Source organism: Thermostichus sp. OS-CIW-30 (assembly GCF_054060215.1).
The window spans coordinates 11246-36660 of record NZ_JBSSCZ010000031.1; the positions used below are offsets into that span (position 1 = coordinate 11246).

21 protein-coding genes and 4 pseudogenes are annotated in these 25415 nt (G+C 57.5%); 11 read left to right on the forward strand and 14 right to left on the reverse strand.

Going from position 1 to position 25415, the window contains the following annotated elements; translation table 11 throughout:
• Positions 1 to 9 precede the first annotated feature (9 nt).
• The 8 genes and pseudogenes from ACVWZF_RS12395 to ACVWZF_RS12430 form a co-directional block, all read right to left on the reverse strand.
• Positions 10 to 2562 (reverse strand): glycoside hydrolase family 10 protein, encoded by a 2553-nt coding sequence (locus tag ACVWZF_RS12395; RefSeq protein WP_457411593.1) that lies wholly within the window; start codon positions 2560 to 2562, stop codon positions 10 to 12.
• A 246-nt stretch (positions 2563 to 2808) separates the two neighbouring features.
• Positions 2809 to 3222, reverse strand: a pseudogene (locus ACVWZF_RS12400) (RNA-guided endonuclease InsQ/TnpB family protein); the annotation flags it as partial.
• A gap of 75 nt (positions 3223 to 3297) precedes the next feature.
• Positions 3298 to 4051, reverse strand: a pseudogene (locus ACVWZF_RS12405) (RNA-guided endonuclease InsQ/TnpB family protein); the annotation flags it as partial.
• A 178-nt stretch (positions 4052 to 4229) separates the two neighbouring features.
• Positions 4230 to 5543 carry a histidinol dehydrogenase gene (gene hisD, locus ACVWZF_RS12410; protein WP_011431745.1) on the reverse strand — a complete coding sequence of 438 codons (1314 nt, stop codon included), beginning with the start codon at positions 5541 to 5543 and terminating at the stop codon, positions 4230 to 4232.
• Between the two features lie 247 nt (positions 5544 to 5790).
• Positions 5791 to 6534: a hypothetical protein gene (locus ACVWZF_RS12415; protein WP_238376831.1), complete on the reverse strand. Its 744-nt coding sequence runs from the start codon at positions 6532 to 6534 to the stop codon at positions 5791 to 5793.
• Between the two features lie 115 nt (positions 6535 to 6649).
• Positions 6650 to 7834, reverse strand: coding sequence for an LL-diaminopimelate aminotransferase (locus tag ACVWZF_RS12420; RefSeq protein ID WP_011431743.1), 1185 nt, complete (start codon positions 7832 to 7834; stop codon positions 6650 to 6652).
• A gap of 49 nt (positions 7835 to 7883) precedes the next feature.
• Positions 7884 to 8468 (reverse strand): TolB family protein, encoded by a 585-nt coding sequence (locus tag ACVWZF_RS12425; protein WP_011431742.1) that lies wholly within the window; start codon positions 8466 to 8468, stop codon positions 7884 to 7886.
• Positions 8469 to 8526: 58 nt separating this feature from the next.
• Positions 8527 to 8811: a DUF427 domain-containing protein gene (locus ACVWZF_RS12430; RefSeq protein ID WP_011431741.1), complete on the reverse strand. Its 285-nt coding sequence runs from the start codon at positions 8809 to 8811 to the stop codon at positions 8527 to 8529.
• Between the two features lie 534 nt (positions 8812 to 9345).
• Between ACVWZF_RS12430 and ACVWZF_RS12435 the strand changes: the two genes are divergently transcribed.
• The 9 genes from ACVWZF_RS12435 to ACVWZF_RS12475 all read left to right on the forward strand — a co-directional run bounded on the left by ACVWZF_RS12435 (position 9346) and on the right by ACVWZF_RS12475 (position 18326).
• Positions 9346 to 10755 carry a DUF697 domain-containing protein gene (locus ACVWZF_RS12435; protein WP_041436061.1) on the forward strand — a complete coding sequence of 470 codons (1410 nt, stop codon included), beginning with the start codon at positions 9346 to 9348 and terminating at the stop codon, positions 10753 to 10755.
• A 48-nt stretch (positions 10756 to 10803) separates the two neighbouring features.
• Positions 10804 to 11568 (forward strand): proteasome-type protease, encoded by a 765-nt coding sequence (locus ACVWZF_RS12440; protein WP_011431739.1) that lies wholly within the window; start codon positions 10804 to 10806, stop codon positions 11566 to 11568.
• 52 nt (positions 11569 to 11620) lie between these two features.
• A complete protein-coding gene (gene glyQ, locus ACVWZF_RS12445) occupies positions 11621 to 12607 on the forward strand; it encodes a glycine--tRNA ligase subunit alpha (RefSeq protein ID WP_011431738.1) in 987 nt (328 codons plus the stop codon).
• A gap of 150 nt (positions 12608 to 12757) precedes the next feature.
• Positions 12758 to 13285, forward strand: coding sequence for a low amplitude/bright protein LabA (locus ACVWZF_RS12450; protein WP_011431737.1), 528 nt, complete (start codon positions 12758 to 12760; stop codon positions 13283 to 13285).
• Between the two features lie 331 nt (positions 13286 to 13616).
• Positions 13617 to 15428, forward strand: a complete 1812-nt coding sequence (gene lepA, locus ACVWZF_RS12455) for a translation elongation factor 4 (protein WP_414328663.1) — start codon at positions 13617 to 13619, stop codon at positions 15426 to 15428.
• Complete coding sequence (gene yqeK / locus ACVWZF_RS12460) at positions 15421 to 16026, forward strand: bis(5'-nucleosyl)-tetraphosphatase (symmetrical) YqeK (protein WP_457411594.1); 606 nt, start codon at positions 15421 to 15423, stop codon at positions 16024 to 16026. Before lepA ends, yqeK begins: the two co-directional genes overlap by 8 nt.
• Positions 16027 to 16068: 42 nt before the next feature.
• Positions 16069 to 16440: a ribosome silencing factor gene (gene rsfS, locus ACVWZF_RS12465; RefSeq protein WP_011431734.1), complete on the forward strand. Its 372-nt coding sequence runs from the start codon at positions 16069 to 16071 to the stop codon at positions 16438 to 16440.
• 596 nt (positions 16441 to 17036) lie between these two features.
• On the forward strand, positions 17037 to 17357 hold the full coding sequence (locus ACVWZF_RS12470; protein WP_457395911.1) for a hypothetical protein: 321 nt from the start codon (positions 17037 to 17039) through the stop codon (positions 17355 to 17357).
• 57 nt (positions 17358 to 17414) lie between these two features.
• Positions 17415 to 18326: a histone deacetylase family protein gene (locus tag ACVWZF_RS12475; RefSeq protein ID WP_414406999.1), complete on the forward strand. Its 912-nt coding sequence runs from the start codon at positions 17415 to 17417 to the stop codon at positions 18324 to 18326.
• On the opposite strand, the gene ACVWZF_RS12480 is transcribed toward ACVWZF_RS12475, so the two are convergent.
• The 6 genes and pseudogenes from ACVWZF_RS12480 to remA form a co-directional block, all read right to left on the reverse strand.
• Positions 18323 to 19474 carry an NAD-dependent epimerase/dehydratase family protein gene (locus ACVWZF_RS12480; protein ID WP_457384670.1) on the reverse strand — a complete coding sequence of 384 codons (1152 nt, stop codon included), beginning with the start codon at positions 19472 to 19474 and terminating at the stop codon, positions 18323 to 18325. The genes ACVWZF_RS12475 and ACVWZF_RS12480 overlap by 4 nt on opposite strands.
• A 93-nt stretch (positions 19475 to 19567) precedes the next feature.
• Entirely contained in the window at positions 19568 to 20506 is a 939-nt protein-coding gene (locus ACVWZF_RS12485; RefSeq protein WP_457395910.1) for a fused MFS/spermidine synthase, read from the reverse strand.
• 119 nt (positions 20507 to 20625) lie between these two features.
• Complete coding sequence (gene speD / locus ACVWZF_RS12490) at positions 20626 to 21084, reverse strand: adenosylmethionine decarboxylase (RefSeq protein WP_414328672.1); 459 nt, start codon at positions 21082 to 21084, stop codon at positions 20626 to 20628.
• A 96-nt stretch (positions 21085 to 21180) separates the two neighbouring features.
• Positions 21181 to 22516: pseudogene (locus ACVWZF_RS12495) on the reverse strand (RNA-guided endonuclease InsQ/TnpB family protein).
• 210 nt (positions 22517 to 22726) lie between these two features.
• Positions 22727 to 23374 (reverse strand): guanylate kinase, encoded by a 648-nt coding sequence (gmk, locus tag ACVWZF_RS12500; protein WP_457411595.1) that lies wholly within the window; start codon positions 23372 to 23374, stop codon positions 22727 to 22729.
• A gap of 100 nt (positions 23375 to 23474) precedes the next feature.
• A complete protein-coding gene (remA, locus tag ACVWZF_RS12505) occupies positions 23475 to 23744 on the reverse strand; it encodes an extracellular matrix/biofilm regulator RemA (protein WP_011431727.1) in 270 nt (89 codons plus the stop codon).
• A gap of 359 nt (positions 23745 to 24103) precedes the next feature.
• Between remA and ACVWZF_RS12510 the strand changes: the two genes are divergently transcribed.
• On the forward strand, positions 24104 to 25120 hold the full coding sequence (locus ACVWZF_RS12510; protein WP_187147247.1) for a phosphotransferase enzyme family protein: 1017 nt from the start codon (positions 24104 to 24106) through the stop codon (positions 25118 to 25120).
• Positions 25121 to 25338: 218 nt separating this feature from the next.
• A pseudogene (locus tag ACVWZF_RS12515) lies at positions 25339 to 25415 on the forward strand (IS5-like element ISSoc13 family transposase); the annotation flags it as partial.

Sequence of the window (25415 nt, forward strand, 5' to 3'; positions counted from 1 at the left end):
AGGGGAGCTTCATGCCCTCATCAGGGTTTGCTCTCCGTAGCGCAGCATCATCTCCAAAGCCGCGAGACGGTTGCCCCAAACTTGAACTCGATAGGGGTTGCGCAGAGATTCCAGCCGCATCCAAGTGGCAAGATTGGTTTTCAAGTTGCCCAGTTGCTGACGGGCTTGTTCCAGGGCTTCCGGGGTGGGATCCGCTGCCAAGGCCGCCAGGGATCCCTGCACCCGCTCTATTTGCTCCATCCATTGGCTGTGCTCCCACAACCCCAACCGTTTCTGCTCGAGCAAAAACATCAACTCCTGCCGCAGCGCCTGGAAGCGATCCCGAACAGCCCCAAAGGGATCCCGATAGGGAATGCGAGTCGAGGCAATGGCGGAGGACCTGAGGATGGCTTCCAGCTCTGGGGTAAGCTGCCGCACCGAGAATAAAGCAAACCCCCCGGTGGGCAAATCCCGCACCACCTGCAGTTGATCCAAGAACTCGACGGGCGGCAAGTTCAACAAATTAAGGCTGGGGACGAAGAGGGTGGAGAAGCGGCTGACAATTTCCAAATTGGGCTGCACCAGTTGCGCCAAACGCCGTGTATTGCCCGCATAGGTGAGGGGGATCAACAGATCCAGCTCCCCTGCCTGGATCCACTCTTCCCAGTTCTGCTGCAGCCTTTGCAGGCGCTCCTGCTTGGGCAGAGCATAGACAGCTGCCGAGAGGATCACGCGCGGGTTGAGGGAGCGGGCGGTGCGGGCAATGGCCTCCACCACCTCGTTCACCTGCTGGGTGCGGTAGCGGGTCCACAACTGCCAGAGGGAGCGATCCCTCAAGGGATCCAACTCCAGCGGATCGACGCCGGACAACTGCTGAAACCCCTGACGAGCGGCCCGACCGAAGCCAAACACCTGGCGGCTGGCAGCGTTTTGGAAGGGATAGCGGATGTAGTCCAGGTGGATCCCGTCTACCTGGTAGTCTTGCACTAGCTCGCGGGTAAGAGCCAGGAGATAGCTGCGCACCTGCGGATTGGCTGGGTCTAGCCAGGTTTCCGGCTGCCCGCGCGGGAACAGACGGCCACGATTGTCCAGATTGGCCCAATCGGGGTGAGCCGTCAGCACCGGGCCGATGTAGTCTTGGGGCAAGTTGATCTCCGGCAGCAGATTGTGGCGGGTGTTGCCCACCGCAAGAGTCCAAATCCAAGCGTGCAATTCGAGGCCCCGCTCATGAGCCAAGCGCACCGCCGCCCGCAAGGGATCCCAGCCACGGGTGAGGGGGTTCTGTTGGGGGGCGACGCGGCTGGGATGAATGGCAAAGCCAGCATTCATCGTCTCGAAAAAGACGGTGTTGAGGCCAGCCTGAGCCAGGCGATCGAAAATCTGAGCCAGCCCTGCCTCAGAGCCTGCCTCGACAATGGTGCTCCGATCCAGCCAAATGGCCCGTACCTCAGACAAAGCCGTCAACCGATCCACCGGGTAGTGGGCCCACAGATCCGCCCGTGCCTGTTCAAAAGCCTGCCGCGCCTGCTCGTATTGCCCTGCCTCCACCCAGGCCGGTAGCTGTTGCAACACGCTGCGGGCTTGCTCCAAAATGGGCTTGTACTCGGCTGCTTCTACCCCCCCTTGAGTGGCCCGAGCCAGCAACAGGGATCCCTCTACCCGACCCAGCAAGCTCCCCAGCTCTTGGCGCATGGCCAGCAACTCCAGGGTGTTGATGGTGCTCCGCACCGCTGGCAAAGGGGATGGGGTGGCAGCAGCCTGTCTGAGGGCAGCGAAACGGCCTTGGGCCCGGCGCAGAGCCGCTTGCAACCACTCCCGATCCAACTGCGCCGTCTCCTCGGGAAACTCCCCCCAACGCCAACCCAGGTACACACTCTGGCGGCTGGCAATCACCGCATAGGCATTGTCCCCCATGTCCACCTCTTCCCAGACGGCCACCAGACGACTTTCCGGGCCGGTGGGCAAGAGGGCTCCCCCGGCAACCACAAAGTGCTCCGCACCGCTGGCGCGATCGGCCGCCTGAACGCTGCGGGCCCATGCTTCAGCAAACTCTGTCAGGCGCACCGTACTGGCCAGAGGAATATCTCCGCTCCAGTAGGCGCCAATCAGGCTGCGTAAGGGATCCCGTGCCTCAGCAGGGATTTCCAGCGGGCCGCTGACGATCAACTGACCCCCTTCCTGTTGCATCCATTCGGCGAGAGCATGGGCTTGAGCAACGGTTAGGCGATTCACGTTTGGCAAAAAGACTGTGCTGCGCCCCCGCAAACCTGCTGGCTCGATCCCGTCGATCACCTGGTAGCTGAGGCCGCTCTGCTGCAGTTGCCGCTCGATATTGGCCCAGTTCTGCCCTGGCAAGCGTACCACCGTCAGAAAGTGCTCCGCAGCGGGGACAGCGCTTTGGCCGTGGGCAACCGGGGATCCCGTCCAAACCAGCAGACCCACCCAGAGGAAACCCAGACAAACTGCCAGGGGCTTGAAGGATCTTAAGATGAAGCCCCAGAAACGATCCCTCACCATCCCAGACCAGCCTGCTTGAGGACTCCGTCCCGCCAAAGGACTGGGGAACCGAACCGCCAACAGCATTGGATCTCCTTTCTTTGAAGACCATCCGTCAGGAGCGCGGATATGAACCTGCACCCGCCCAGACCATTCAACATTATTCAATTCAACAATGATGTTGGTGAGGATCCCTGCCAGTGGAAGGGGGAAATCCCCAGGCGGCGCTAGGGCAGGCGAGGGATCCCGTTGCTTGTCCAGGTTGAGAAATAGGGCTTATTTTGGAGTGTGACATACTCCCGCACTCATGCTGACGCAAAGCGCTCCGCGCCGCTAACGCGAAAAGGACGTTTCCTGCGCTTGAGGACTACGTCCCGCTGACGCGAAAAGAACGGGATGCCCCACCGCCCTGTGCTTGATGTTGATGGCCGCATGGTGGTCGCGCTCTAGTTCTAGCCCACAATGGGAACAAGAATGCCACCTGTCTTGAACCGCTTTCGGTACTCTTTGACCGCACCGAGAGCAGTTTTGACTGCTGCCGTTGGGGTTCACTGCAATCGCCCTCAGCCCAGCTCTTTCAGCCTTGACTGCCAGCATTTGCAGAAATTGTCCCCACCCAGCATCATAGGTGGATTTTGCTAGCTTCGTCCTCGCAATACCTTTGATATTCAGGGCTTCGTACCCAATATGCTTGCCCTTGCTTACCAGCCAGTTCGCTGTTTTGTCATGAAAATCTTTGCGCTGAGATAGTGGTTAGTGGATAGTCACTATTCACTATCCACTGGTCACTATCTACTGGTCACTATCCACTAGTCACTAGCCATAGGCGGTTTGACCCCTTCTTCTCGCGAGACAAGGCTCGCTGCAACCTCTTGAGCCTGAGCTCTGCCTTGCGATAGTACTGGGGAACTGGAACAGACTCCCCCGCATCGGTCACCAAAAAGGAGTCCAGCCCCACGTCGATCCCCATCGTGTTCTCCAGTGTTGGCGGGTCAGGGGTAAATACGGGGACAGATGAATCTTGCAGGCTCAAGGTCACATACCACCCGTCTGCCTTGCGGCTGATGGCAGCGGTCTTAATCACAAAGCCCTCAGGCAAAGGACGGTGCTGAATTATCCGAACAGCACCGATTTTGGGCAGATGGATAAACTGCCCGCAAATGCAGTCTTGTTTCATCTGGGGGAAACTGAAGGAGCGATACCGCCCAACTCCCTTGAATCTGGGTTTCCCTGCCCGCTTGCCGCTACCGTCACCCTTCAGCCAGCGGTCGAATGCTTTGTGCACTCGCTCTATGCAGTTCTGGAGGACTTGCGAATGGACTGCTCTGTACTGCGGAAACAGGGCTTTCATCTTCACCAAATCCCGTTTCTGGGAGTAGAAATCGGGATTGTCTTTTAACTCAGGCAAGTGACAGATTAAGGGACAAGCATTGCTATCACAGCGATTGTGTTGCCACCACGCAAAGCGCTCTGCCAAGCGGTAGTTGTACTGCTTGCGTAACAAGTCTAGCCATTGGTCCATCAGAGCAACTTGGCTAGAAGTAGGGCGTAAGCGATACTGGTAAGCAGTTCTCATGATGAGGGTATAAAATCCTGCTACGCCGGTCATAGCACCAGTAAGGACGAAGCATCGTGTCCTCGCCTTTTATCCCGACCCTCACCCTGGATAGTGGTGAGTGGATAGTGACTAGCCACTAGTCACTAACAGAGGGTGGGGCTTCCCGGCGGTCTAGCTAACTGCGACCAGGGCTTGATTAGCGCTCCTCCGCCAACCGCACCTGTACCGACTGGCCGTGGGCGGGCAACCCTTCCGCTTGTGTGAGAGCCTGAATGGCGCTGGCCACCTCCCGCAAAGCCGCTGAGCTGTATTGAATCAGACTGGAATGCTTTAGGAAAGTTTCCACCCCCAAAGCCGAGGCATAGCGGGCCGCACCGGCGGTGGGCAAGGTATGGTTGGGGCCGGCCAGGTAATCTCCTACCGCCTCCGGAGTATGGTGGCCCAAGAAAATGGCCCCCGCATGGCGAATGGGATCCAGCAAAGCCCAGGGATCTGCCACCTGCAGTTCCAAATGCTCTGGCGCAAACAGGTTGGACAAAGCCACCGCCGCCGTCAGATCCGGCACCACCGCAATCAGCCCGTAATTCACCACCGACTTTTCCACCATCAGACGGTTGGGATGGGCCTCCATCTGGGTGGCCACCGCCTGCTGCACCTGCTGGGCCAGCTGGAGATCGGTGGTCAGAAGGATGGCCGCCGCCAAGGGATCGTGCTCGGCTTGGGCCAGCAAATCGGCAGCCACATAAAGGGGGTTGGCGCTCTCGTCGGCGATGATCAACACCTCCGATGGCCCGGCCAGCGAGTCGATCCCCACCGTGCCGTACACCAGCTTTTTGGCCAAAGTTACGTAGATGTTGCCGGGGCCGGTGATCACGTCCACCTTGGGGATGGTCTCGGTGCCGTAGGCCAAAGCCCCTATTGCCTGAGCCCCCCCAACGCGATAGATGGTGTGGATGCCTACTTCTTGGGCGGCCACCAAAATGGCCGGGCTAATCCCCTTGCCCCCCAACCCGTCAGATCCCGGTGGCGTCACCATCACAATCTCGGGCACCCCTGCCACCTGGGCCGGGATGGCGTTCATCAACACCGTGCTGGGATAGGCGGCTCGCCCTCCCGGAATGTAGAGGCCGGCGCGATCCACAGGGCGGTATTGCTTGCCCAAGACGATCTCAGGGCCGGGAAAGCTTACCCAACTGCTGGGCACCCGCTGCCGGTGAAAAGCTTCAATGCGCTGCTTGGCCAGCCGTAGGGCTGAAAGCAATTGCGGAGATACCGCCTGGTAAGCTGCCTCTAGCTCGGCCCCAGACACCTTCAGCTCGGCAACGCTCAGCTCCACCTGGTCGAACTCAGCCGTATAGGTCAGCAGGGCCCGATCCCCCTGACGGCGTACCGCTTGCAGGATCTCCCGCACAGTTGCTTCGCGGTGCAGGTTCTGGTCAGCCTGAGTGCGCTCCGAGATCCGTCTGAGCTCGGCTTCAGCCTCGGCTAGCTGGGTGACGATTCTCAGCATAGCGACTCCTTCGCGTAGAGTGCCGCAACCCCATAGTAACGAGGGATCCGGCGGCATCGCGGTAGCAAAGCGGATCTTTCGCTGGGTCGGCTTGCGGCGACAAGAAGGGACATCCCCAGGCAGGGATCTTGTCTGCACCTGGCGCGATCCGGGTTGATCATGGTCATAGCTTAGCCTGGATTTTCCTCGACCAAGAGCCGGGTAGAGTTCGCCGATAGCCCTACTTAGGAAAAAGCCTGCCCCTTTTTCATAGGCCCAGTTCTGTCGATTTGATCAAGTTGCGAAAATCGTGGATTACCTCTTCACAGCGACGGAAAAAAGCCAGCACCCAATCCCGTAGCACCCTTTGCTGAGATTCGTCCAGTTCCTTGAGGGATCCCCGGTAGTGGATCTGGCCACTGCGCTCGATCTCGAACTGGTTCAGCCATTCTGCTTTGGATCCCTGGCGTTCCACCACTTCCTGCCGTGCTGCCTTCCAATAGTTGACGATCACCGCCTTGCCCAAATAGCCGGTTGTAATCTGGCAGAGACGGTTCAGAGATTGCACGAAGACATCCATCTCCATGCGCGGGCCCGCCGCAGGAGCGGAACTGGGCTGGGTAGCGTTCCGGCCTGCCTCCGCCTGGCTGGTAAATAGACGAAAGGTGGCCAAGCCCTTTGGCGTATCCTGCTGCAGCTCGGCTCGCAGGCGGTTCACGGCCAAGGTGTAAACCGGCATCACCAGCTCGTCATTCACCGCCACCAGCAACGCCCATTCCGGCCCGAGGGGGTAAACGAAGACCCGCTGCTCGGCAAACTGAAAATCAAAATAGTCAAGTCCTGGGGGCATGGTCTGCAAAACTTGAAACAGCCCTTCGGTGAGGGCCTGTTGCTGTCGGCTATCCAAATCCTGAAAAGAGCGGTAGAAGAAAGGGCGACCTGCCCGACTCAAGAGCGCCACCCCCATCACCCCACGGATGGACAAAAAACTGTCGAGCGTTTCCTTCTCCATGCCCACTCAACTTGGATAACACTCTTACTCTTATCCTGACTTAGATTGCCCGACGGTGGGCGAGCACAACCAACCGAGAGCTGGATGCTCGATGTTTGGGATTGATGTTTGGGATTTAGGAAATGCACCGGGACAAAAACGCCTCGATCCGTCCCACCGCCTCCTCCAGACGGGATCCCTCGACCACCAAAGCAAAGCGGACATAGCCTTCCCCACTGGGGCCAAAGCCAGAACCCGGAGACAGGGCAACCCCTGTGGCTCTCACCAAGTCCAAACAAAACTGGGCAGAAGAGCCGCGATAAAACTCCGGCAAAGGCGCCCACAGATACATGGTGGCCTCCGGCAAAGGCACAGGCCAACCCATGCGGTGCAGAGCCGCCACGGCTATATCCCGTCGCTCGCGGTACACCTGCCGCCAGCGCTGCAAAAAGCTATCGGGAACTGTCAAAGCTGCTGCTGCCCCCCGCAGAATGCCCTGGTATTGGTGGAAGTCGATGGTGGATTTCACCCATCGCAGGGCTCGGATCAGCTCTCGGCTGCCAATGGCGTAGGCCACCCGGAACCCTCCCATGTGATAGGACTTGGAAAGAGAAAAAAACTCGATGGTGCGGGTTTTATCGGGATCCGCCTGCAGCGCGGAAGGGGCTACCTGGCCGTCGAAACGCCAGTCCACATAGGGAAAATCGTGGGCCAGAACGATGTCGTACTGCTGACAAAACTGCAGGGTTTCTTGCCAAAACTCCGGGGTGACGGTGGCAGTGGTGGGGTTGTGGGGGTAGTTCAACACCAGCAGCCGCGCCTGCCGGCAGATTGCCTCCGGGATCCGATCCCACTGGGGCAAGAAGCGGTTTTCCGCCCGCAGGGGCAGGTAGTAGGGGATCCCGCCCGCCAGATGGATCCCGCCCACGTGAGAGGGATAGGCCGGATCCGCAACCAAAGCAACATCGCCGGGGTTGAGCAGGGCCAGGGGCAAGAGGGCCGTTCCCTGCTGGGATCCGATCAACGGCAGCACCTCTGTTTCCGGATCGATCTCCAGGCCGAACTTGCCCCTGTACCACTTGGCGCAGGCAGAGCGAAAGTCCGCCGTGTCGTGAAACAGCGTGTAGCCATAGGTAGAGGGATCCGACAGAGCCGATTGGATGGCCGCCAAGGAGTCTGAAGGTGGGGGCAGATCGGAGGATCCCAGAGACAGATCGATCACATCCAGGCCAGAGCGACGAGCCTCTCGCTTGGCTTGATCCATTTGGTCAAACACATTGCCGCCGAGGGGCTGAAGTCGCTGGGCGAGGGGAATCGACATGCAACAACTCTTGCAAAGCAGGGGGGTCTATCCTAGCTTGAGGATCCCCTCAGGGATTGTCGCCAGAAGTGGGGGAAGAGAGTGAGGTTGGGCGCGTGCTGGCTGCCGGCCCCCGGTCGAAAATCTCGATGTGCCACTGCCCTTGGCCGTTGCTCTCGAAGGCGATAAACCGGCCATCGCCGCTGATGGTGGGGTTGCGCACATCTCCCGGCACCCGGCTGCTGATGTTTTCTATCCTGCGGGTTTCGCGGTCGTAGAGAAAAATCTCAGACTTGCCCAGAGCATTGGACACGTAGACGATGTAGCGACCATCGGCGCTGATGTCGGGCGAGGTGGCCGCCACGTCGCTGGAGTTGAGGCCGGGCAGATCCACCAAGCGACGTTCCACCGTGTCGTAGAGAAAAATATCCTGGCTGCCGCTGCGGGCCGAGGAAAACACCAGGTAGCGGCCATCTCCGTTGAAAGCAGGCTCCCCATCGGGGAAGATGCTGTTGAGGCCACTGTTGGTCAGGCTGGGACGCGGGGTGCGAAAACCTGCGGGGCTGCAGCCCAACAGCACCAAGCTCAATCCGGCCAGGCCCAGCTTTCTCGCCCACCGGGCCGCGCCAAACAGGATCCGGCCATTGGTCAGCATGGCATCGCCTCTCCAACCCACTCTTCCCATCATACCCGGTTGACAAACTCGGCTCCGGCTAGGGCTCCACCTTGACACCCTTCCAGAAGGCCACATAGCCCCGGATGTTGGCCGCAGCGGGTTTGGGATCCGGGTAGTACCAGGCGGCATCTTTGTTCTCCTGGCCGTTGACCACGAGGGTGTAGTAGCTGGCCTCCCCCTTCCAGGGGCAGGTGGTGTGGGTAGAGCTGGGCTGGAAGTATTCCCGGCGCAGAGATTCCGGCGGAAAATAGATGTTGCCTTCTACGGTTTCGTAGCGCTCTGTCTCCGCCACCACTACCCCATTCCAGATAGCCCTGGGCATGGAAAACCTCCTCTTGCCAAGTTTTGGATATCGGATTTTTGAGTTGCGGATCCCGGCGGCTGAGGCCGCCTTGCTTTGAGCTTAACTCTTCCCTTCCTCTTATGATCGTCTTGTATTGTCCCTTGTATTGTCCGATGAGAAGCTCTCTGTCCGGTGGGGAAGCCTGCCGATCCCGAGAGCAAAGTGGAGCATGACTCTAGTCAATAATAAGCTCAACTATACTGAAAATAATGTATAATATGTTCAGTACGGATTACTACCAGTTGATCTTTCTGTTTACTTTCGAGTCTGCCAACATGGTAGCCAAAGCAAAGCAGAAAATTGGTAGTAAGAGGACACGGAAACTGCGCTTTGGGTATTCTACTCAAAGCTTTGCGGGATACCGCCATTCTGTTTGGACTCCGTCCCGCTAACGCGAATGGAAACAAACAGAATGCTATCGCTGCATAGTTGAACAGTGATGTTCAGCAGTGTTCAGCGTAAATGTATCAGTCTTTTAAGGGCTGCTTCCTACCGCTATTGAGCGCTACGGCTATGGCTCGCCGCAACACCCTACAAGATGACCTCAACTACCAACAAGCCAAGCGCAGCCTGCGCCAGTGGGTGGCCCAACTGGATCTGCGCCCCCAAGAGGTCGCGGGCTTAGAAGGGGAGTTGGAGAGCTTGCAAGCGCTCTTGGACAAGCTGGAAACCGAGGTCATCCACATCGCCGCCTTTGGTCTGGTGGGGCGAGGCAAGTCTTCCCTGCTCAATGCCCTGCTGGGCGAGCCAGTCTTTGAGACGGGGCCCACCCATGGCATCACCCGTACCCAGCAAGCGGCAACTTGGAACATCAGCTGGGAAACCCGCCCCCAGTCCTCCTTCTCTGGCACATCCCTGAAGGGATCCCGCCTCCCCCCTTCCTCGGTGCAGTCGGTACAGGTCGCCCATTGGCAGGGATCCCGTCTGGAGCTGATCGACACTCCCGGCCTGGATGAAGTAGACGGCGAAGAGCGGGCGCGGCTGGCCCGAGAAGTGGCCCAGCGAGCGGATCTGATCCTGTTTGTCGTCTGCGGGGATCTGACGCGGGTGGAGTTTGAGGCTCTGGCCACCCTGCGGGAGGCGGGCAAGCCTATGCTGCTGGTGTTCAACAAGATCGACCAGTACCCAGAGGCAGATCGCCAGGCCATCTACGACAAGATCCGCAACGAACGGGTGCGGCAGCTCCTTTCTCCCAACGAGATCGTCATGGTGGCGGCCTCCCCTCGCGTGCCCCGCCTGGTGCAAAGGCCGGATGGGAGCTTTGCTGCCCAGATGGAAGTGGGATCCCCGCAGGTGGATGAGCTGCGCCTGAAAATCCTGGAAGTCCTGCATCGGGAGGGGCGTTCGCTGCTGGCCTTGAATGCCCTCCTGTTTGCCGATCGGGTTAACCAGCAGGTAATTGAGCGCAAGCTGCAAACCCGTGCCCAGCAAGCCCAAGATCTGATCGCCTCAGCCGCCCGCACTAAAGCGCTGGCGGTTGCCCTCAACCCCATCACCCTGCTCGATACCTTGGGAGGGCTGGCCATCGATGTCACCCTGATCCTGCGCCTGGCCCGCCTGTACGGCTGGCCCATGAGCACTGCGGGAGCCACACAACTGCTGCAGAAGATCATCCTCAGCATGCTCAGCCTGGGCGCCGGCGAGTGGGTGGCGCTGTTGGGCCTGGGATCCCTGAAAACCTTGCTGGGGGGATTCTCTCTGGGAGCCTACGGTTCCGTGGCCCTGACGCAGGCGGTGTTGGCCGGGTTTTCCTGCTATGCCATCGGCGAGTCCGCCCGCCGCTACCTGGCCCAGGGAGCCAGTTGGGGGCCAGAGGGCCCCAAAGCCGCCATAGCCCAGATTTTGGCCGATTTGGACGAAGCCTCGATCACCGCCCGCCTGCGGGAGGAAATCCGCCACAAAATCGGATTTGCTTTCCCCTGAACCTCTACAATCGCCTCTACAATCAGAGAGCCGAGCCGCATCGTTCGCATGACCTACTGCCTTGGCATCATCACCCGCTTTGGCTTGGTGATGGCGGCAGATTCCCGCACCAACGCCGGGGTGGACTACGTCTCCACCTACCAAAAGCTGTTCGATTTTTCCGTGCCCGAAGAGCGGGTGATCTTGATCTGCACCTCCGGCAACCTGTCCATCACCCAGGGCGTTTTGACCGAAGTGCAGCGGGATCTGCGCCAACAGGAAAGTTCCAATCTCCACACCTTTCCCCACCTCTACGACGTGGCCCGCTACCTGGGATCCAAAATTCGTTACATCCAGGAGCAAGACCGACCCTGGCTGGAAAAGGACGGTATCGACGCCCAGTGCAGCCTGTTGTTGGGGGGACAGATCCGAGGCGAGGAGCCGGCCCTCTTTTTGATCTACAGCCAGGGCAACTGCATCCAGGCCACCCCGGAAACCCCTTTTTTGCAGGTGGGGGAAACCAAATACGGCAAGCCAATCTTGGATCGCACCCTCTCCTACGAAACCTCGCTAGCAGATGCGGCCAAATGCGCTCTCCTCTCCATTGACTCCACCATGAAATCCAACATCTCCGTCGGCCCCCCCATCGATTTGGTGATGGTGCAAGCGGATCAGTTCAAGGTCACCCACCGTCTGCGCCTGCGCACCGGGGATCCCTACCTGGCCAAGATGCGCAAACTGTGGGAGAGCGCCCTCAAACAAGCCTTCGACCAAATGCCCCCCATCGAGTGGGACTACTCGGATCCAGCTGATCGGGAAGAGCTGCTCGACTGAGAGGAGGAGATTGGTAGGATAGGGGTTAATCCATCTCTGCCCAACCCCTGCCATGTCAGCCCACACCTTTCAAGACTTGATCTTTCGCCTGCAACAGTTTTGGGGGGAGCAGGGCTGCTTGATCCTACAACCCTACGACCTGGAAAAAGGCGCCGGCACCATGAGCCCCCACACGTTTTTGCGCGCCTTAGGGCCGGATCCCTGGCGAGTAGCCTATGTCGAACCCTGTCGCCGCCCCACCGATGGACGCTACGGTCAAAACCCCAATCGCCTGCAGCACTATTTTCAATACCAAGTGTTGATCAAGCCCTCCCCCGATGACATTCAAGATGTCTACCTGGATAGCCTGCAAGCTTTGGGCGTGAACCCGGCAGAACACGATGTTCGCTTTGTGGAAGATGACTGGGAATCTCCCACCTTGGGGGCTTGGGGCGTGGGCTGGGAAGTGTGGCTGGACGGCATGGAAGTAACCCAGTTCACCTACTTTCAGCAGGTGGGCGGACAAGATTGTCGCCCGGTTTCTGTAGAAATTACCTATGGGCTAGAGCGCCTGGCCATGTATCTGCAGGGGGTGGATTCGGTTTTCGATCTCTGCTGGAATGAGCATCCTTCTCTGGGACGGATTACCTATGGACAAATCTATTTCCAAAATGAGGTCGAGCAATCTTATTACAACTTCGAGTATTCCGATCCGGAGATGCTACTGGAATTGTTCCGGCTCTACGAAGCCGAGGCCAAACGTTTGATCGAAACCACCCAACAGAAACTGCAGAAACAGGTGTTGCCGGATCGGTTGGCCGTGTCTCTGCTCCTGCCCGCCTACGACTATGTGCTCAAGTGCTCCCACACCTTTAACCTGCTCGACGCCCGTGGTGTCATTGCTGTGGCCGAGCGCACGCTCTATATTGGGCGCATCCGTAACCTGGCTCGACAATTGGCGGAGCTGTACGTTAGCCAAGCCGATCGACCGGGATCCAGCTATGCCCTGCGGCAACCGGAACCCGCTTTGGTTTACAGGGGTGCCTCTCCCCAGAGTTAATTCTTGAGAAAGGGATCCCACCTTTGGCTATGATGAGAGATTGGTGTCAGCAAGGTGCTGGCTGCCCAAATGGCTCTTGTGGAAAGTCAGTGACCTCGTTTTCATCCTCTTTTTCTGACCAGTTCACCTTACTTTTTTCGGAAAAGCTTTATGTTTTACCATCATCCCGTCACTCGGGTTTCCATCTTTATTGATGGCAATAATATGTTTTATGCTCAACAGAAAAATGGCTGGTTTTTTGACCCACGCCGGGTGCTGGATTATTTTGTTAGATCACAGCCGAATGTCGAATTGGTCAACGCCTTTTGGTACACCGGCATCAAGGATCCCCATGATCAGAGGGCCTTTCGAGACGCTCTGATCAGCATGGGCTTCACCGTGCGCACCAAGATCCTCAAAGAATATCGAGATGAAGACTCCGGTCGGTACTCCCAAAAAGCAAATCTGGATATCGAAATAGTAATCGATATGTTCAACACCGTTGGCCAGTACGATAGGATCATTCTATTTAGCGGCGATGGAGATTTTGAGCGGGCCGTCGAGCTGTTGCGTTCCAAAAACACGCTGATTACAGTTGTCTCCACCGAAGGGATGATCGCCCGCGAGCTGCGCAACGCCACCGACCGCTACATCGACCTCAATGACATTCGCCCCTACATTGAGAAGTTAGACAAGTAGTGCTTTGGGCAGGGTTCTGGACTGCTTCCTCTGCCGTCGGGTCAGACCCATAGCCTCCTGGCGAGCTGGCGACAACACCGCCTAAGTTCGTTCTGGCTTTTTCCATCTTCACGGATCCCATCCCTGCCACACAAGCGGCACGTCTGTTGTACCGGCTCTAGTCAGCGCTGCCGGAAAGGAGCTGTCCCGGCCAATTCCAGTAGGGTGCTCCGGTGTCCGGCAGAAGGGCTGTGTCTTCTCCCCTTGGCAGCCAACTTCTGGGCAACCTTGGCTTAGGCAGAGGGCCAGACAGGCTAGCATTGTAAAAAATCTTTGCCCTGATCAGGTTTTTATGACCGGCGTTCCTGTCTCCCGTATTCGCAACTTTTCCATCATCGCCCACATCGACCACGGCAAATCCACCCTCGCCGATCGCCTCCTGCAGGAAACGGGCACCGTTTCAGCTCGCGAGATGAAGCCGCAACTGCTGGACAGCATGGAACTGGAGCGGGAACGGGGCATTACCATCAAGCTGCAAGCGGCCCGCATGAACTACCGTGCCCAAGACGGCCAAGACTACGTTTTGAACCTGATCGACACGCCGGGGCATGTGGACTTCACCTACGAAGTCTCCCGCTCCCTGGCCGCCTGTGAAGGGGCGCTGCTGGTGGTGGATGCCTCTCAAGGGGTGGAGGCCCAAACCTTGGCCAATGTGTACCTGGCCCTGGAGAACAACCTGGAAATTATTCCGGTGATCAACAAAATCGACCTGCCGGGCGCCGAGCCGGAGCGGGTGATTGCCGAGATTGAGCAGGTAATCGGCCTCGACTGCAGCGGGGCAATCCTGGCCTCTGCCAAGGTGGGTATTGGCATTCAAGAGATTCTGGAGGCCATTGTGCAGCGGGTGCCCCCCCCACGGGATACAGTGGCGGATCCCTTGCGGGCCTTGATTTTCGATAGCTACTACGACGCCTATCGCGGCGTGATCGTCTATGTGCGCATCATGGACGGGGAGGTGAAAACGGGGGACAAGATTTGCTTTATGGCCTCTGGCCGAGAATACGAGATTACCGAGCTGGGGGTGATGCGTCCCAACCAAGAGCCGGTGGATGCCCTACATGCGGGCGAGGTGGGCTACATGGCCGCCGCCATCAAGAGCGTGGAACACGCCCGTGTTGGGGATACCATCACACTGGTGAATCGCAAAGCTCCTGAGCCCCTGCCCGGCTACAAAGAAGCCAAGCCGATGGTGTTTTGTGGCCTGTTCCCCAGCAGCTCCGATCAGTACGCCGAACTCAAAGAGGCTCTGGAAAAGCTCAAGCTCAACGATGCTGCCCTGTACTTTGAGCCAGAAATTTCCAGCGCCATGGGCTTCGGCTTCCGCTGTGGTTTTCTGGGCCTGCTGCACATGGAGGTGGTTCAGGAACGCCTAGAGCGGGAGTACAATCTCGATCTGGTGATCACAGCTCCGACGGTGGTGTACCAAGTTACCCTCAACAACGGCTCTGTGATTCGGGTGGACAATCCCAGCAAGCTGCCTCCCCCCAACGAGCGCACCAGCATTGAGGAGCCGATTGTCAGGGTAGAGGTGATTCTTCCTGAGGAATTTGTCGGTACCGTGATGGAGCTGTGTGAGACCAAACGCGGCACTTTTAAAGACATGAAATATCTGGCGCAGGGTCGGACTACGCTGGTGTATGAGCTGCCCCTGGCGGAAGTGGTCACCGACTTTTTCGACCAATTGAAATCACGCACTCGTGGTTATGCCAGCATGGACTACCAAATGATTGGCTATCGCGCCGATGATTTGGTGCGTTTGGACATTTTGATCAACGGCGATGTGGTGGATTCTCTATCCACGATTGTGCATCGGGATAAAGCTTTTTATGTAGGCCGTTCCCTAGTTGCCAAGTTACGAGAGCTGATCCCACGCCATCAATTTGAAGTGCCCATTCAGGCAGCAATTGGCTCTAAAGTGATTGCTCGTGAAACCATACCAGCCCTGCGCAAAAACGTCTTGGCCAAATGCTACGGAGGAGATGTGACCCGCAAACGCAAGCTTTTGGAAAAACAAAAAGAGGGGAAAAAACGCATGAAGGCGGTGGGAACGGTGGATGTGCCCCAAGAAGCGTTTATGGCCGTGCTGAAGCTGCAGAATGACTAGGGCGATGGGCACTCAACTGGGGCGGGAAGAGGTGTTGGCCTGGCTACAGGAGCGGGTGTCTCCTCCTCGCCTCCGCCATATCTTGGGGGTAGAGGGGATGGCCCGACAGCTGGCGGCCCACTACGGGCTGGATGAGCAGAAAGCTGCTTGGGCAGGGCTGATGCACGACTTGGCCAAGGCTTTCCCGCCGGAGCAACTGTTGCAAAGGGTGGCTCAGGAACGGGAGCTGGATGAAATTGAGCGGGCCGAACCTCACATCCTGCACGCTGAGGTGGGATCCCTGGTGGCGCGGGAGCAGTTTCAGGTACAGGACCCGGAGATTTTGGCGGCCATTGCCAACCACACGCTAGGGCAGCCCGGCATGGATCCGCTCAGTTGCGTGGTTTTCGTGGCCGATGCCCTGGAGCCGAATCGGGGCAACAGCCTAGAATTGGAGCGGTTGCGGCAGATGGCTTTTGTAGATTTGTCTAAAACCGTAGTGGGAGTATGTGACTTGAGCCTAAAATTTTTGCTAGACCGGAATCAGGTGGTTCATCCGCGCACACTCATGACTCGGAATCATTTTTTGTTACATCCTTTAGAAAAAGCGGTGTCCTAGGTTAACTCAGTCGTTTCAGGAGGGTTTTAGTTGCTACATCTCATGCCTGCCCCTGCTGGGGATCCCATCTATTGCATGGCGCTGAGTGCAGCTCGCGCGGCAGAAGAGAAAAAAGGTGGCGATATCGTTCTGCTGGATGTATCCCAAGTCTCCACTTTGGCAGATTACTTTCTTCTGGTCAGCGGCTACTCGCTTACGCAAGTCCGCGCCATTGCCCGAGCAATTGAGGAAAAGGTTTGGGACGAGTGGAAACAAACTCCGCGCCGCATCGAAGGGCAGGAATCGGCCTCTTGGATACTGATCGACTATGCCGATCTCATTGTCCATGTGATTATGCAACAGGAAAGGGACTACTATGACCTAGAGTCTTTCTGGATCCAGGCTCAGCGAGTCGATCTGCCCATAGCAGGCTAAATCTATTTGTTTTGGATCCCTGGATTTGGCAGTTCTTCAGAGCTTGGAGCCAAGGGAAGAGTTGCTCTTTACAACTCTTTAACTGCCTTCCAGGGCCTCCTTGACAGACAGAAGTTTTAGTCAATTGTCAAGAAATATGTAAGTTTCTTAATATTCCCGCAATTTCTTACACAGTCACGTGTTAGGGTAGTGAATGACAAATAGCTGAGTAAGATCTTCCTGCCTTTTGCAGTCGAGTTTCTATAGTCTTTGTTAAACGCTCTACCTTGTTTCTCTTGAACGCTGATAATTCTTCGTTGGTACTGAATACCAGCAAAAAGATTTTCCAGCTGCTGATGGCTCCTATTGGCTGCTTTCAGCGGCAAGTGGAAAGGCAAACGAGGCGAATAGAGGAGGCAAGGATTGGCTGCACAAGAGGATCTTACGAACGAAACCGCAACTTCTTCCCGACGGCAGACTTAACTGCAACCGGCTTAAATGGTCGGCCTGTAGGCAAAATCCGGTGCCAAAAGCAGCGGAGGAAGATGGGGAAGCAGCGTTTTTTGTTTAATGTCTGTTTTTAAGAGCGACAGGGATTTTTAGGAGGGACATTCATCATGGAAAAGATGTTGGTTAATATCGTCGAGTACCTGGCATTGGGAGAACTGGAAACTATCCTCTCCACTGAGCACCCCCATCAACAGGTGTTTCATGACGCTAGGGAGCGGGAAGGGATGATGCAGCAGATCCTAAACCGGGTCCCCGCCATCTACATGTGGCTGGCTGCCGATGAGTGTCCCAGCCGCGATCAACTCAATTCCTCTGAGCTGGAATTGCTGCGGTCGGTAGTGCGGGATGTGGTCAATCAAAAACTCCAACAAGCCTCTTTTGGCCTTGACCCCTATGCGGGATCCATGTCAGAGGTCTTCTACGGATAGAGGGGGCGGGCTTAAGCTACACTGCAAAGGCGTTGCCTTAGCTTGTTGCCTCTGCCCATGTTGCCTGTTTACTATTCTGATATTTTCCTCAGCCACGATACTGGGCCATTTCACCCCGAGCGTCCGGCTCGCTTGCAGTCCATTGTTAAGGCGCTGCGTGGTGCCCCTTTTGCCAACCAGTTGGAATGGCGGGATCCCCCCTTGGCGGAGCTGGCAGAGCTGGAGCGAGTACACTCGCGTCGGCACATTCAACAGGTGGCTGAGTTGGCAACAGCAGGTGGGGGACACATCGATGCCGACACTGCTCTCTCGGGGAGAAGTTTTGAGGCAGCGCGCCTGGCTGTGGGAGCTTGGATTGCCGGCTCTGCTTCGGTTTTGGCCACCGCTCAGCCGGCTTTGGTGCTGTGTCGTCCGCCTGGGCATCACGCAGAGCCAGAACGGGCAATGGGGTTTTGTTTATTCAGCAACGCAGCCATTGCGGCGCTGTGGGCGTTGGATCAGCCGGGGGTAAAGCGGGTGGCGATTTTCGATTGGGATGTTCACCACGGCAACGGCACGCAGGCGGTGGTGGAGCGCTATCCCCAACTGGCCTATGCCTCCATCCATCAGTTTCCCCTCTACCCCGGCACCGGCTCCGCTCGCGAAACCGGGATCCACGGCAACCTCTGCAACGTGCCTTTGCCTGCCGGCTCGGATTGGTTGGCCTACAAAAAGGCCCTCGACGAGAAGATCTTGCCGTTCTTGCAAGCGTTCCAGCCGGATTTGCTGCTGGTGAGCGCCGGCTTCGACTGTGCCAAAGGGGATCCCTTGGCCGGTATGCGGCTAGAGCCGGAAGACTTTGGCCGCATGGCCCGCCTCTGCCTGGAGCAGGTGACCCGCAAAACCCTCTTCGGCTTGGAAGGCGGCTATAACCTGGACAACCTGGCGCGCGGCTGGCTGAGCCTGGCCCAAGCTTGCCTGGAGAGTTAACCTTTCCACTTCACCTTGGGTAAAATCTGCCGCACATCCACCCGATCCTTGTACTTGAGAGCAAAGTTGAGCAGCGAATCCAAGAGGGAATCGGACAGATAGTGGGGCTGGAGGCCCAGGTCTAGGAGCTTGGTGTTTTTGGCGTTGTAGTAGTGCTCTTCCAGCTCGACGCGGGGGTTCTCCAGGTGGTTGATTTCCACCTTCAGGCCCATGGTGGCTCCCGCCTTTTGCACCAGCAACGCCAGTTGCTCAACACTAAATTGCTCTGTGAACTGGTTCATCACCCGGAATTGGCCCGGCTCGGCAGGGTGAGCAATGGCCAGCTCCACGCAGCGCACCGTGTCGCGGATATCCAGGAAACCGCGGGTCTGGCCGCCCTTGCCATACACTGTCAGCGGATGGCCCACGGCCGCTTGAATGCAGAAGCGGTTCAGAGCTGTGCCGAATACGCCATCGTAATCGAGACGGTTGATCAGCACCTCGTCCATGCCGGTTTCTTCTGTGAGCACGCCGTATACCACCCCTTGGTTGAGGTCGGTGGCCCGCAGGCCCCAGACGCGGCAGGCGAAGTGGATGTTGTGGCTGTCGTGTACTTTGGAGAGGTGATACATGGATCCCGGCTGCTTGGGGTAGGGCAGGGTATCCTTGCGGCCATTGTGCTCGATGGTGATGTACCCCTCCTCGATGTCGATGTTGGGGGTGCCGTACTCGCCCATGGTGCCCAGCTTCACCAGGTGGCAATCGGGAAATTCCTCCTTGATGGCGTAGAGGATGTTCAAGGTGCCCACCACGTTGTTCACCTGGGTCATTACCGCGTGTTCGCGGCTGATCATCGAGTAAGGGGCAGAGCGCTGCTCGCCAAAGTGAACAATGGCCTCCGGCGGGAAGCGGCGCATGCAGGAGATCAGGGCTTCGTAGTTGGTAACGTCGCAGACAAAGATGGGAATGTCCTTGCCGGTTAGCCCCTTCCAGCAATCCACCCGTTGCTCTAGCTGGGCAATTGGGGTCAGGGTAGAAACCCCCAGTTGCAGATCCCAGAGGCGGCGGACGTAGGAATCGAGAATGGCCACCTCATAACCCCTGTTGGATAGGTATAGGGCCGTCGCCCAGCCACAGTATCCGTCACCACCAATAACCAGGACTTTCATCAGGGAAGCAAAATTCGGCTGCTGACGAATCTACCAAGTTATGGCACCAAAGACAAACTCTCCTGGGATCCCTTCGGGGTGCTGGATAGCCCCTTATTCGATGCGAGGCGGGTTGTCCAGGGTATAAACCGTGGTCTCGGCGGCAATGGCACGGCGCAGGTGAGCTGGGACTTGGTAGAGGCCCAGAAGGGTGATGCCATCGATGAATTGCAGTGCCCCTCGCTCGGGATCCAACTGTTGGCTCAGAATCTGGTCGATCTGCTCCGGTTCTGGCCTGGGGGAGATGGGATCCTGAGCTGCCAGGGCAAAACCCAGCGGGCCACCGTAGGTGGGGGCATAGATGGAGTAGGGCTGCACAGCGGCAAACACCGTTTTCAGGGTGCGAACAATGCGGGTGTGTTGATGAAGCTCAACCGGCCCCGTCGGCCCGGCTTGGATGGTGAAAGCCCCATCTGGCTGCAACTTGGAGCGGATCTGGCGGAAAAACTCCTGGGTGAAGAGGCGATAGGCAGGGCCGGACTCAATGGGATCGGAGAGATCGGAAAGGATCACATCCCAAATGGGGCCTGTTTCCTGGAGAAAATCCAAGGCATCGGCAATCACCACCTCCACCCGCGGATCTTCAAAGGATCCCTGGTGCATTTCCGGCAGGTGCTCTCGGCAGGCTGCCACCACCTCCCCATCGATGTCCACCATCACCACCTGCTCCACCGAGCGCCAACGCAGCACCTCCCGCAGCGTTGCCCCTTCTGCCCCCCCCAACACCAGTACCCGCCGGGGGATCCCGCCCGCTTGGACAACCTGCACCATAGCCGGATGAACCAAAGCCTCGTGGTACAGAAACTCATCCACGGTAGTGGATTGCCAATGCCCATCCAGCATCAGACCCTTGCCGAAGGCCCCCGTCTCGGCGATCAGCATCTCCTGGAAAGGGGTTTTTCGGTAGGCCAAGATGCGCGTGACGGCACGGGCGGTGTAGTCCCAAGGGGTAAAGTACTCCTGAACCCAGAAGAAACTTCTCGGGCTGCTCATAAGCACCTCGCTACAGCTTTTTCCAGCAACATAGACTGACCTCTGGGGTGAATCGGATCCCACCCAGCCTACAGATGGCCCCCATGACAGTTTGGAAAAAGCTGCGATTGGCGAAGATCTCAGCGCCTTCGTCGGGTCGCTTCACAGGTGAGCACCTCAGCCGAGTCTGGGGCCTCTTCCAGGAGTGTCGGTTGCGCGGTGCGGCGGGGCACCTTGCGCAGGGAATATCGTCGCGCTTGAAACACGTCGATCAGATATTCACAGGCCGCTTCCGGTCGGGTGTGGCGACCACAGGTGAACACATCCACCGCCGCGTAGCCCGCTTCGGGCCAGGTGTGAATGGAGATGTGGGATTCCCCCAAAAGAGCGAGGGCTGTAATCCCCTGTGGCTCAAATGGATGGCACAGCTCTCCCAAAAAGGTGGAGTTGGAGCGTCTGGCTGCCTCTCGCAAAGCCTGTTGCACCAGAGAGGCATCATCCAAAAGTTTGGCCGGGCAGTCGTAAAGCTCCAGGATACAGTGGATCCCGATCAGAGCTGGAGACCTATCCCCTAATTGGCCAGATAGTGTGTGCAGCATACTATCCCCTAATTGGCCAGATAGAACTGATTAGAACCAGAGGCTGCACAGAAAGCGCAGCTTTACCATTATCTCACAATTGACATACTCCCCTGCCTAAAGGCAGGGGATTCTGGTTCCTGGTTCTGCGACAGCACTTACCGTGTCAGGTTGCCCCTCCACAGCAGCGGTGCTCATCGCGGCAGCGGGCCGTAGGCCTTTCTCCCCAGGCGTTCCCCCTTTCGGGGCGGTTCCCTTTTGCCCAAAGGTACCGTTGTTCCACTCCTCACCCAACAACTCCAACCCTTTGCGCAGGATGTTGATGGCCGCATTCTCATCCCGGCAAAGTACCACCCCACACTGCGGGCATTGATGGGTGCGAGTGGACAGCGTCTTCTTCACCCGGTGGCCACACCGAGAACAGTCCTGACTGGTGTACTGGGGCGGCACGGCCACCACCACCTTGTTGAAGACCTTCCCGTAGGAGTCCAGCCACCCGGTGAATAAACTCCAGCTCGCATCGTGAATAGTGCTCCGCACCGCTTACGCGAGCGACTTGGCCAAGTGGTGATTCCGCGCCAAGCTGCGCACCGGCAAGTTCTCATACGCCACGATGTCGCTAGACAAAGCGCTCCGCGCCGCCGTAGGCGAGCACTACGCACCGGGTCAGCTTGATGACCCAGTCTCTACGCTGGCGTTGGACTTTGAGATGCACCTTGCCCAGCCGCTTCCTCTGCTGGTGGTAGTTCTTGGATTGAGGTTTGGCCCCCTTCTTGAACTTTCTGCTCAGTCTCCTTTGCTGTTGTTTCAACCTCCTCTCGGCACGACGCAAAAACTTGGGACACGGCACAGCGTTCCCATTGCTGTCGGTGTAGAAGTGCATCAAGCCCACATCCAGCCCCACCGCCTCGCCGGTGTAGCCCACCTTCTCCCGACGCTCCACGTCCAGGCAGAACTGGGCGTAGTAGCCATCGGCTCTCCGCACTACCCGCACCCGATTGATTTTCAGGGTGAGGATGTCCCGCCGCGCCTCGCCGTTGCAGTACAGGGCAAAGGTGCCTGCCTGGAAGCCGTCCGTGAAGGTGATGGACATTCCATCTTGGGAGAGCTTCCAGCCGGAGACTTTGTACTCCACGGAGCGACAGTGTTTCTGGAACTTGGGATAGCCCTTCCGGGCTTCCTGGTTCTTACAGCGGCGGTAGAAGTTAGAGATGGCAGACCAGGCTCGCTCCGCGCTGGCTTGTCGGGCAGAGGAGTTGAGCTTCTGGGCGAAGGGGAACTCTCTGGCCAAGTCTTTGCAGAGGGAGTACAACGTGGCCCTGTTCACCCCCTGATGATCCATCCAGTGGCGCAGGCACTTGTTGCGCACGAACTGGGCAGTCCGAATGGCCTCATCCAAGGCCTGGTACTGCTGGGCTGTGCCGTTGAGGAGCTTGGCTTCGAGGACGCGCATGAGCCTACTTTATCAAAGGTCTAGCAAGATAAAAGCCGCCCTGGTCGCGTCAGCGGGCCGTAGGCCTTAGGGCGGGGCTTCAGGCCCAGTTTTTTGGTAAAGCCAAACTACCCTCCCCAGCAGCTTTTTTCTTAACCGAAAGTTAACCCTAGGCCCAATCTGGAGCCACTGCACCACCGACACCAGCGTTCCGGGAAGGGGCTGGAGAAGCTAGGGCTGCTGCTCCTTTGAAGAGGGAGAGGGGGGATAGAGCAGGGCTTCCAGCTCCTGCAGCGCTTGCTCCAGGTTGTCGTTGACAATCACATGGTCAAATTCGTCTTGGGCATCCAATTCCTTGCGGGCCTGCTCCAGGCGGCGCTCGATGCTGGCCTCTGAGTCTTGTCCGCGCTCGCGGATGCGACGTTCCAGCTCTTCCAGAGAAGGGGGACAGAGAAAGATGCGAATGGCATCTGGGTACTGCTGCCTCACCTGACGGGCCCCCGCCAGCTCAATTTCCAGCAGCACATCCTGACCCTGGTTAAGTTTTTGGAACACGATCTCGCGGGGAGTGCCGTAAAAGTTGCCCGCATACTGTGCCCATTCCAACAGCTCGTTGGCTTCAATCAAGTTGAGAAATTCCTCCCGGCTGCGAAAGTAGTAGTTGACACCTTCCTGTTCGCTGGGGCGGGGGGGGCGGGTGGTGACCGAAACCGAGAGATACAGCTCGGGGTGGCGCTGGCGCAACTGGTTGACCAGCGTACCCTTACCCACTCCGCTGGGCCCTGTCAAAACCACCAAGCGACCGCGCGGGGTAGGAGCCGGAAGGGATCCCTGCTGCTGCGTACACTCAGAGGAAACCGGGGTAGGAGAGGTTGGCATAGACAGAGACCGACGCAAGACGGCTGGGCAATTGACTTGTTTGGGTTGGTTTTAGGATATCTCACTTCTGGTTTCTCAAACGGCTCACAGCGATGGGCTTTCACTCGGTCTCCTCTGACAAACCGGGCTTGGCCGTGAGGAAGCGGTTGGCAACGGTTTCGGGTTGGATGGCGGAGAGGATAACGTGCCCGGAATCGGTGATAATGACAGCGCGGGTACGACGACCATAGGTGGCATCTATCAACTGGCCCCTCTCGCGGGCATCGCTGATGATGCGTTTGATGGGAGCTGACTCGGGACTGACAATGGCGACCACACGCCCAGCGGCGACGATGTTGCCAAAGCCAATGTTGATTAGGCGGGTATCCATGGGGTGATGAGGGAACCTAACGGTTGTCCGGCCAGCAACCTTCATTAAGGTAGCAAATGGGGCTCTTTCGCGGGTTTGCCACAACGACACCTGAGTTCTCGGCCAATTGGGCAGTGAGTTCTGGCGACAAGTCCCGTTCGGGTGAGCCGCAAAAAGGCTGTGGTTGCATAACAAGCTGCACCCTCCCAAACAACTTGCCCTGTTTATCGAGGACGGTAAAATCGTCAACATGAAGCCACTTCAATAGAACTTGAACTGTAAGCCTCAAAGGCCGCCGCTGTGGTAAGCAGTTTGAGGCAGCTCTGAAAACGAAAAGATCGACCCAGCACCCCAAGCTTGAATAGATTTCTTCCTTGCCTATGCTTGACCTGACTTGGCTGGATCCCCTTGTCCAGCACTTTCAACTGGGGGATCCAGAGCCACCCGAAGCCATCCGAGTGGGCCTCATTCACCAAACTTGGAAACTCAACACCTCTGAGGGATCCTTCATCGTCCAGCGCCTTCACCCCCGATTTGATCCTGCTGTCACTGAAGATGGTCAAGCCATCGGCCAATGGCTGAGACAACACGGCTTCCCCGTCCCCCAATTCCGCCGCGCTCGCGATGGATCCCTGCACTTGTCCTGGGCAGAAGGGCTGTGGCGGGTCATGGATTGTCTGCCGGGATCCTGTCACCCAACTCCTCCCAATTGGGGCTATCTGGAAGAGGCGGGGGCAGCCGTTGGACGCCTGCATCGACTCTTGGCCCAGATGGACTATCGTTTTCGCTTCCAGATCCCGCATTTTCACGATACGGCTCACCTTTGGCAACAGCTACGCCAGTATGAGCCGGCCCCAGAAGTGCAGGCAGAATGGCAGTTTTTAATCGAAACTGTGCCCAATCTTCTGCTGCCCTCGGGGATCCCAACTCAAATCATCCACGCCGATCTCAAGTTCAACAACTTTTTGTTCGATGAGCAGGGGCGATTTGTGGGCCTGGTGGATCTGGACACCTTCATGTATCACAATCTCTATGTTGAATTGGGGGATGCCCTGCGCTCCTGGGGCAAACGAGGAAATACCCTTCAGCCAGAGGCGATCCTGGCCGGGTTGCGGGGCTATGCCCAAACCGGGAACTTGCACGCCCTACAACCGGAACTCCTTCTCCAAGGGATCCAACTGATTACCCTGGAATTGGGGATGCGCTTTTTGCAGGATTGGTTTGAAGACGCCTACTGGAATTGGGATCCCCAGCGCTACCCCAGCCGCAAAGCCCATAACCTGGCCCGCTGCCAACAGCAAATTTGCCTCTATCAAGACCTCACCCAGAGGGCACCCCAACTGTTGGAGTCCATGCGCGCCCTTTTGTCTTGTGAGCAGCGGAAAGAGGGAAGGTAGCCAACAGGTTTGCCCAGCTTTTGACAGCTCGTTTTGGGATCTGCTACCGCGGCATAGGAATGAAACATTTCTAAATATTTCTGTGGCATTGCTTCCCGACTCTCCTCCCCCAGAGGGAGAGGGGCTGGGGGCGGTCGCGAAACGCCTAGGAAGTGTCTCAATCTAGGTCGTGTTGATCTTATGTTAGGATAGAGAGAATGATTTATAGAGGAAAGAGGATGAAGTTGGTTTTTTTAGATGAAAACAAATGGCAGAAGATATTGGCTTTTTTACAGACAGAAGAGAGAGTTAACAT

What these genes read in the sequence shown, in the direction of transcription:
- ACVWZF_RS12430 (WP_011431741.1), bottom strand. Translation starts at nt 8,811, where the DNA reads ATGCCCAGGGCTATCTGGAATGGGGTAGTGGTGGCGGAGACAGAGCGC.
- ACVWZF_RS12415 (WP_238376831.1), bottom strand. Translation starts at nt 6,534, where the DNA reads ATGGAGAAGGAAACGCTCGACAGTTTTTTGTCCATCCGTGGGGTGATG.
- ACVWZF_RS12450 (WP_011431737.1), top strand. Translation starts at nt 12,758, where the DNA reads ATGTTTTACCATCATCCCGTCACTCGGGTTTCCATCTTTATTGATGGC.
- ACVWZF_RS12395 (WP_457411593.1), bottom strand. Translation starts at nt 2,562, where the DNA reads ATGCTGTTGGCGGTTCGGTTCCCCAGTCCTTTGGCGGGACGGAGTCCT.
- yqeK (WP_457411594.1), top strand. Translation starts at nt 15,421, where the DNA reads ATGACTAGGGCGATGGGCACTCAACTGGGGCGGGAAGAGGTGTTGGCC.
- ACVWZF_RS12470 (WP_457395911.1), top strand. Translation starts at nt 17,037, where the DNA reads ATGGAAAAGATGTTGGTTAATATCGTCGAGTACCTGGCATTGGGAGAA.
- ACVWZF_RS12480 (WP_457384670.1), bottom strand. Translation starts at nt 19,474, where the DNA reads ATGAAAGTCCTGGTTATTGGTGGTGACGGATACTGTGGCTGGGCGACG.
- hisD (WP_011431745.1), bottom strand. Translation starts at nt 5,543, where the DNA reads ATGCTGAGAATCGTCACCCAGCTAGCCGAGGCTGAAGCCGAGCTCAGA.
- ACVWZF_RS12425 (WP_011431742.1), bottom strand. Translation starts at nt 8,468, where the DNA reads ATGCTGACCAATGGCCGGATCCTGTTTGGCGCGGCCCGGTGGGCGAGA.
- glyQ (WP_011431738.1), top strand. Translation starts at nt 11,621, where the DNA reads ATGTCAGCCCACACCTTTCAAGACTTGATCTTTCGCCTGCAACAGTTT.
- rsfS (WP_011431734.1), top strand. Translation starts at nt 16,069, where the DNA reads ATGCCTGCCCCTGCTGGGGATCCCATCTATTGCATGGCGCTGAGTGCA.
- remA (WP_011431727.1), bottom strand. Translation starts at nt 23,744, where the DNA reads ATGGATACCCGCCTAATCAACATTGGCTTTGGCAACATCGTCGCCGCT.
- ACVWZF_RS12420 (WP_011431743.1), bottom strand. Translation starts at nt 7,834, where the DNA reads ATGTCGATTCCCCTCGCCCAGCGACTTCAGCCCCTCGGCGGCAATGTG.
- ACVWZF_RS12475 (WP_414406999.1), top strand. Translation starts at nt 17,415, where the DNA reads ATGTTGCCTGTTTACTATTCTGATATTTTCCTCAGCCACGATACTGGG.
- gmk (WP_457411595.1), bottom strand. Translation starts at nt 23,374, where the DNA reads ATGCCAACCTCTCCTACCCCGGTTTCCTCTGAGTGTACGCAGCAGCAG.
- ACVWZF_RS12435 (WP_041436061.1), top strand. Translation starts at nt 9,346, where the DNA reads ATGGCTCGCCGCAACACCCTACAAGATGACCTCAACTACCAACAAGCC.
- ACVWZF_RS12485 (WP_457395910.1), bottom strand. Translation starts at nt 20,506, where the DNA reads ATGAGCAGCCCGAGAAGTTTCTTCTGGGTTCAGGAGTACTTTACCCCT.
- ACVWZF_RS12440 (WP_011431739.1), top strand. Translation starts at nt 10,804, where the DNA reads ATGACCTACTGCCTTGGCATCATCACCCGCTTTGGCTTGGTGATGGCG.
- speD (WP_414328672.1), bottom strand. Translation starts at nt 21,084, where the DNA reads ATGCTGCACACACTATCTGGCCAATTAGGGGATAGGTCTCCAGCTCTG.
- lepA (WP_414328663.1), top strand. Translation starts at nt 13,617, where the DNA reads ATGACCGGCGTTCCTGTCTCCCGTATTCGCAACTTTTCCATCATCGCC.
- ACVWZF_RS12510 (WP_187147247.1), top strand. Translation starts at nt 24,104, where the DNA reads ATGCTTGACCTGACTTGGCTGGATCCCCTTGTCCAGCACTTTCAACTG.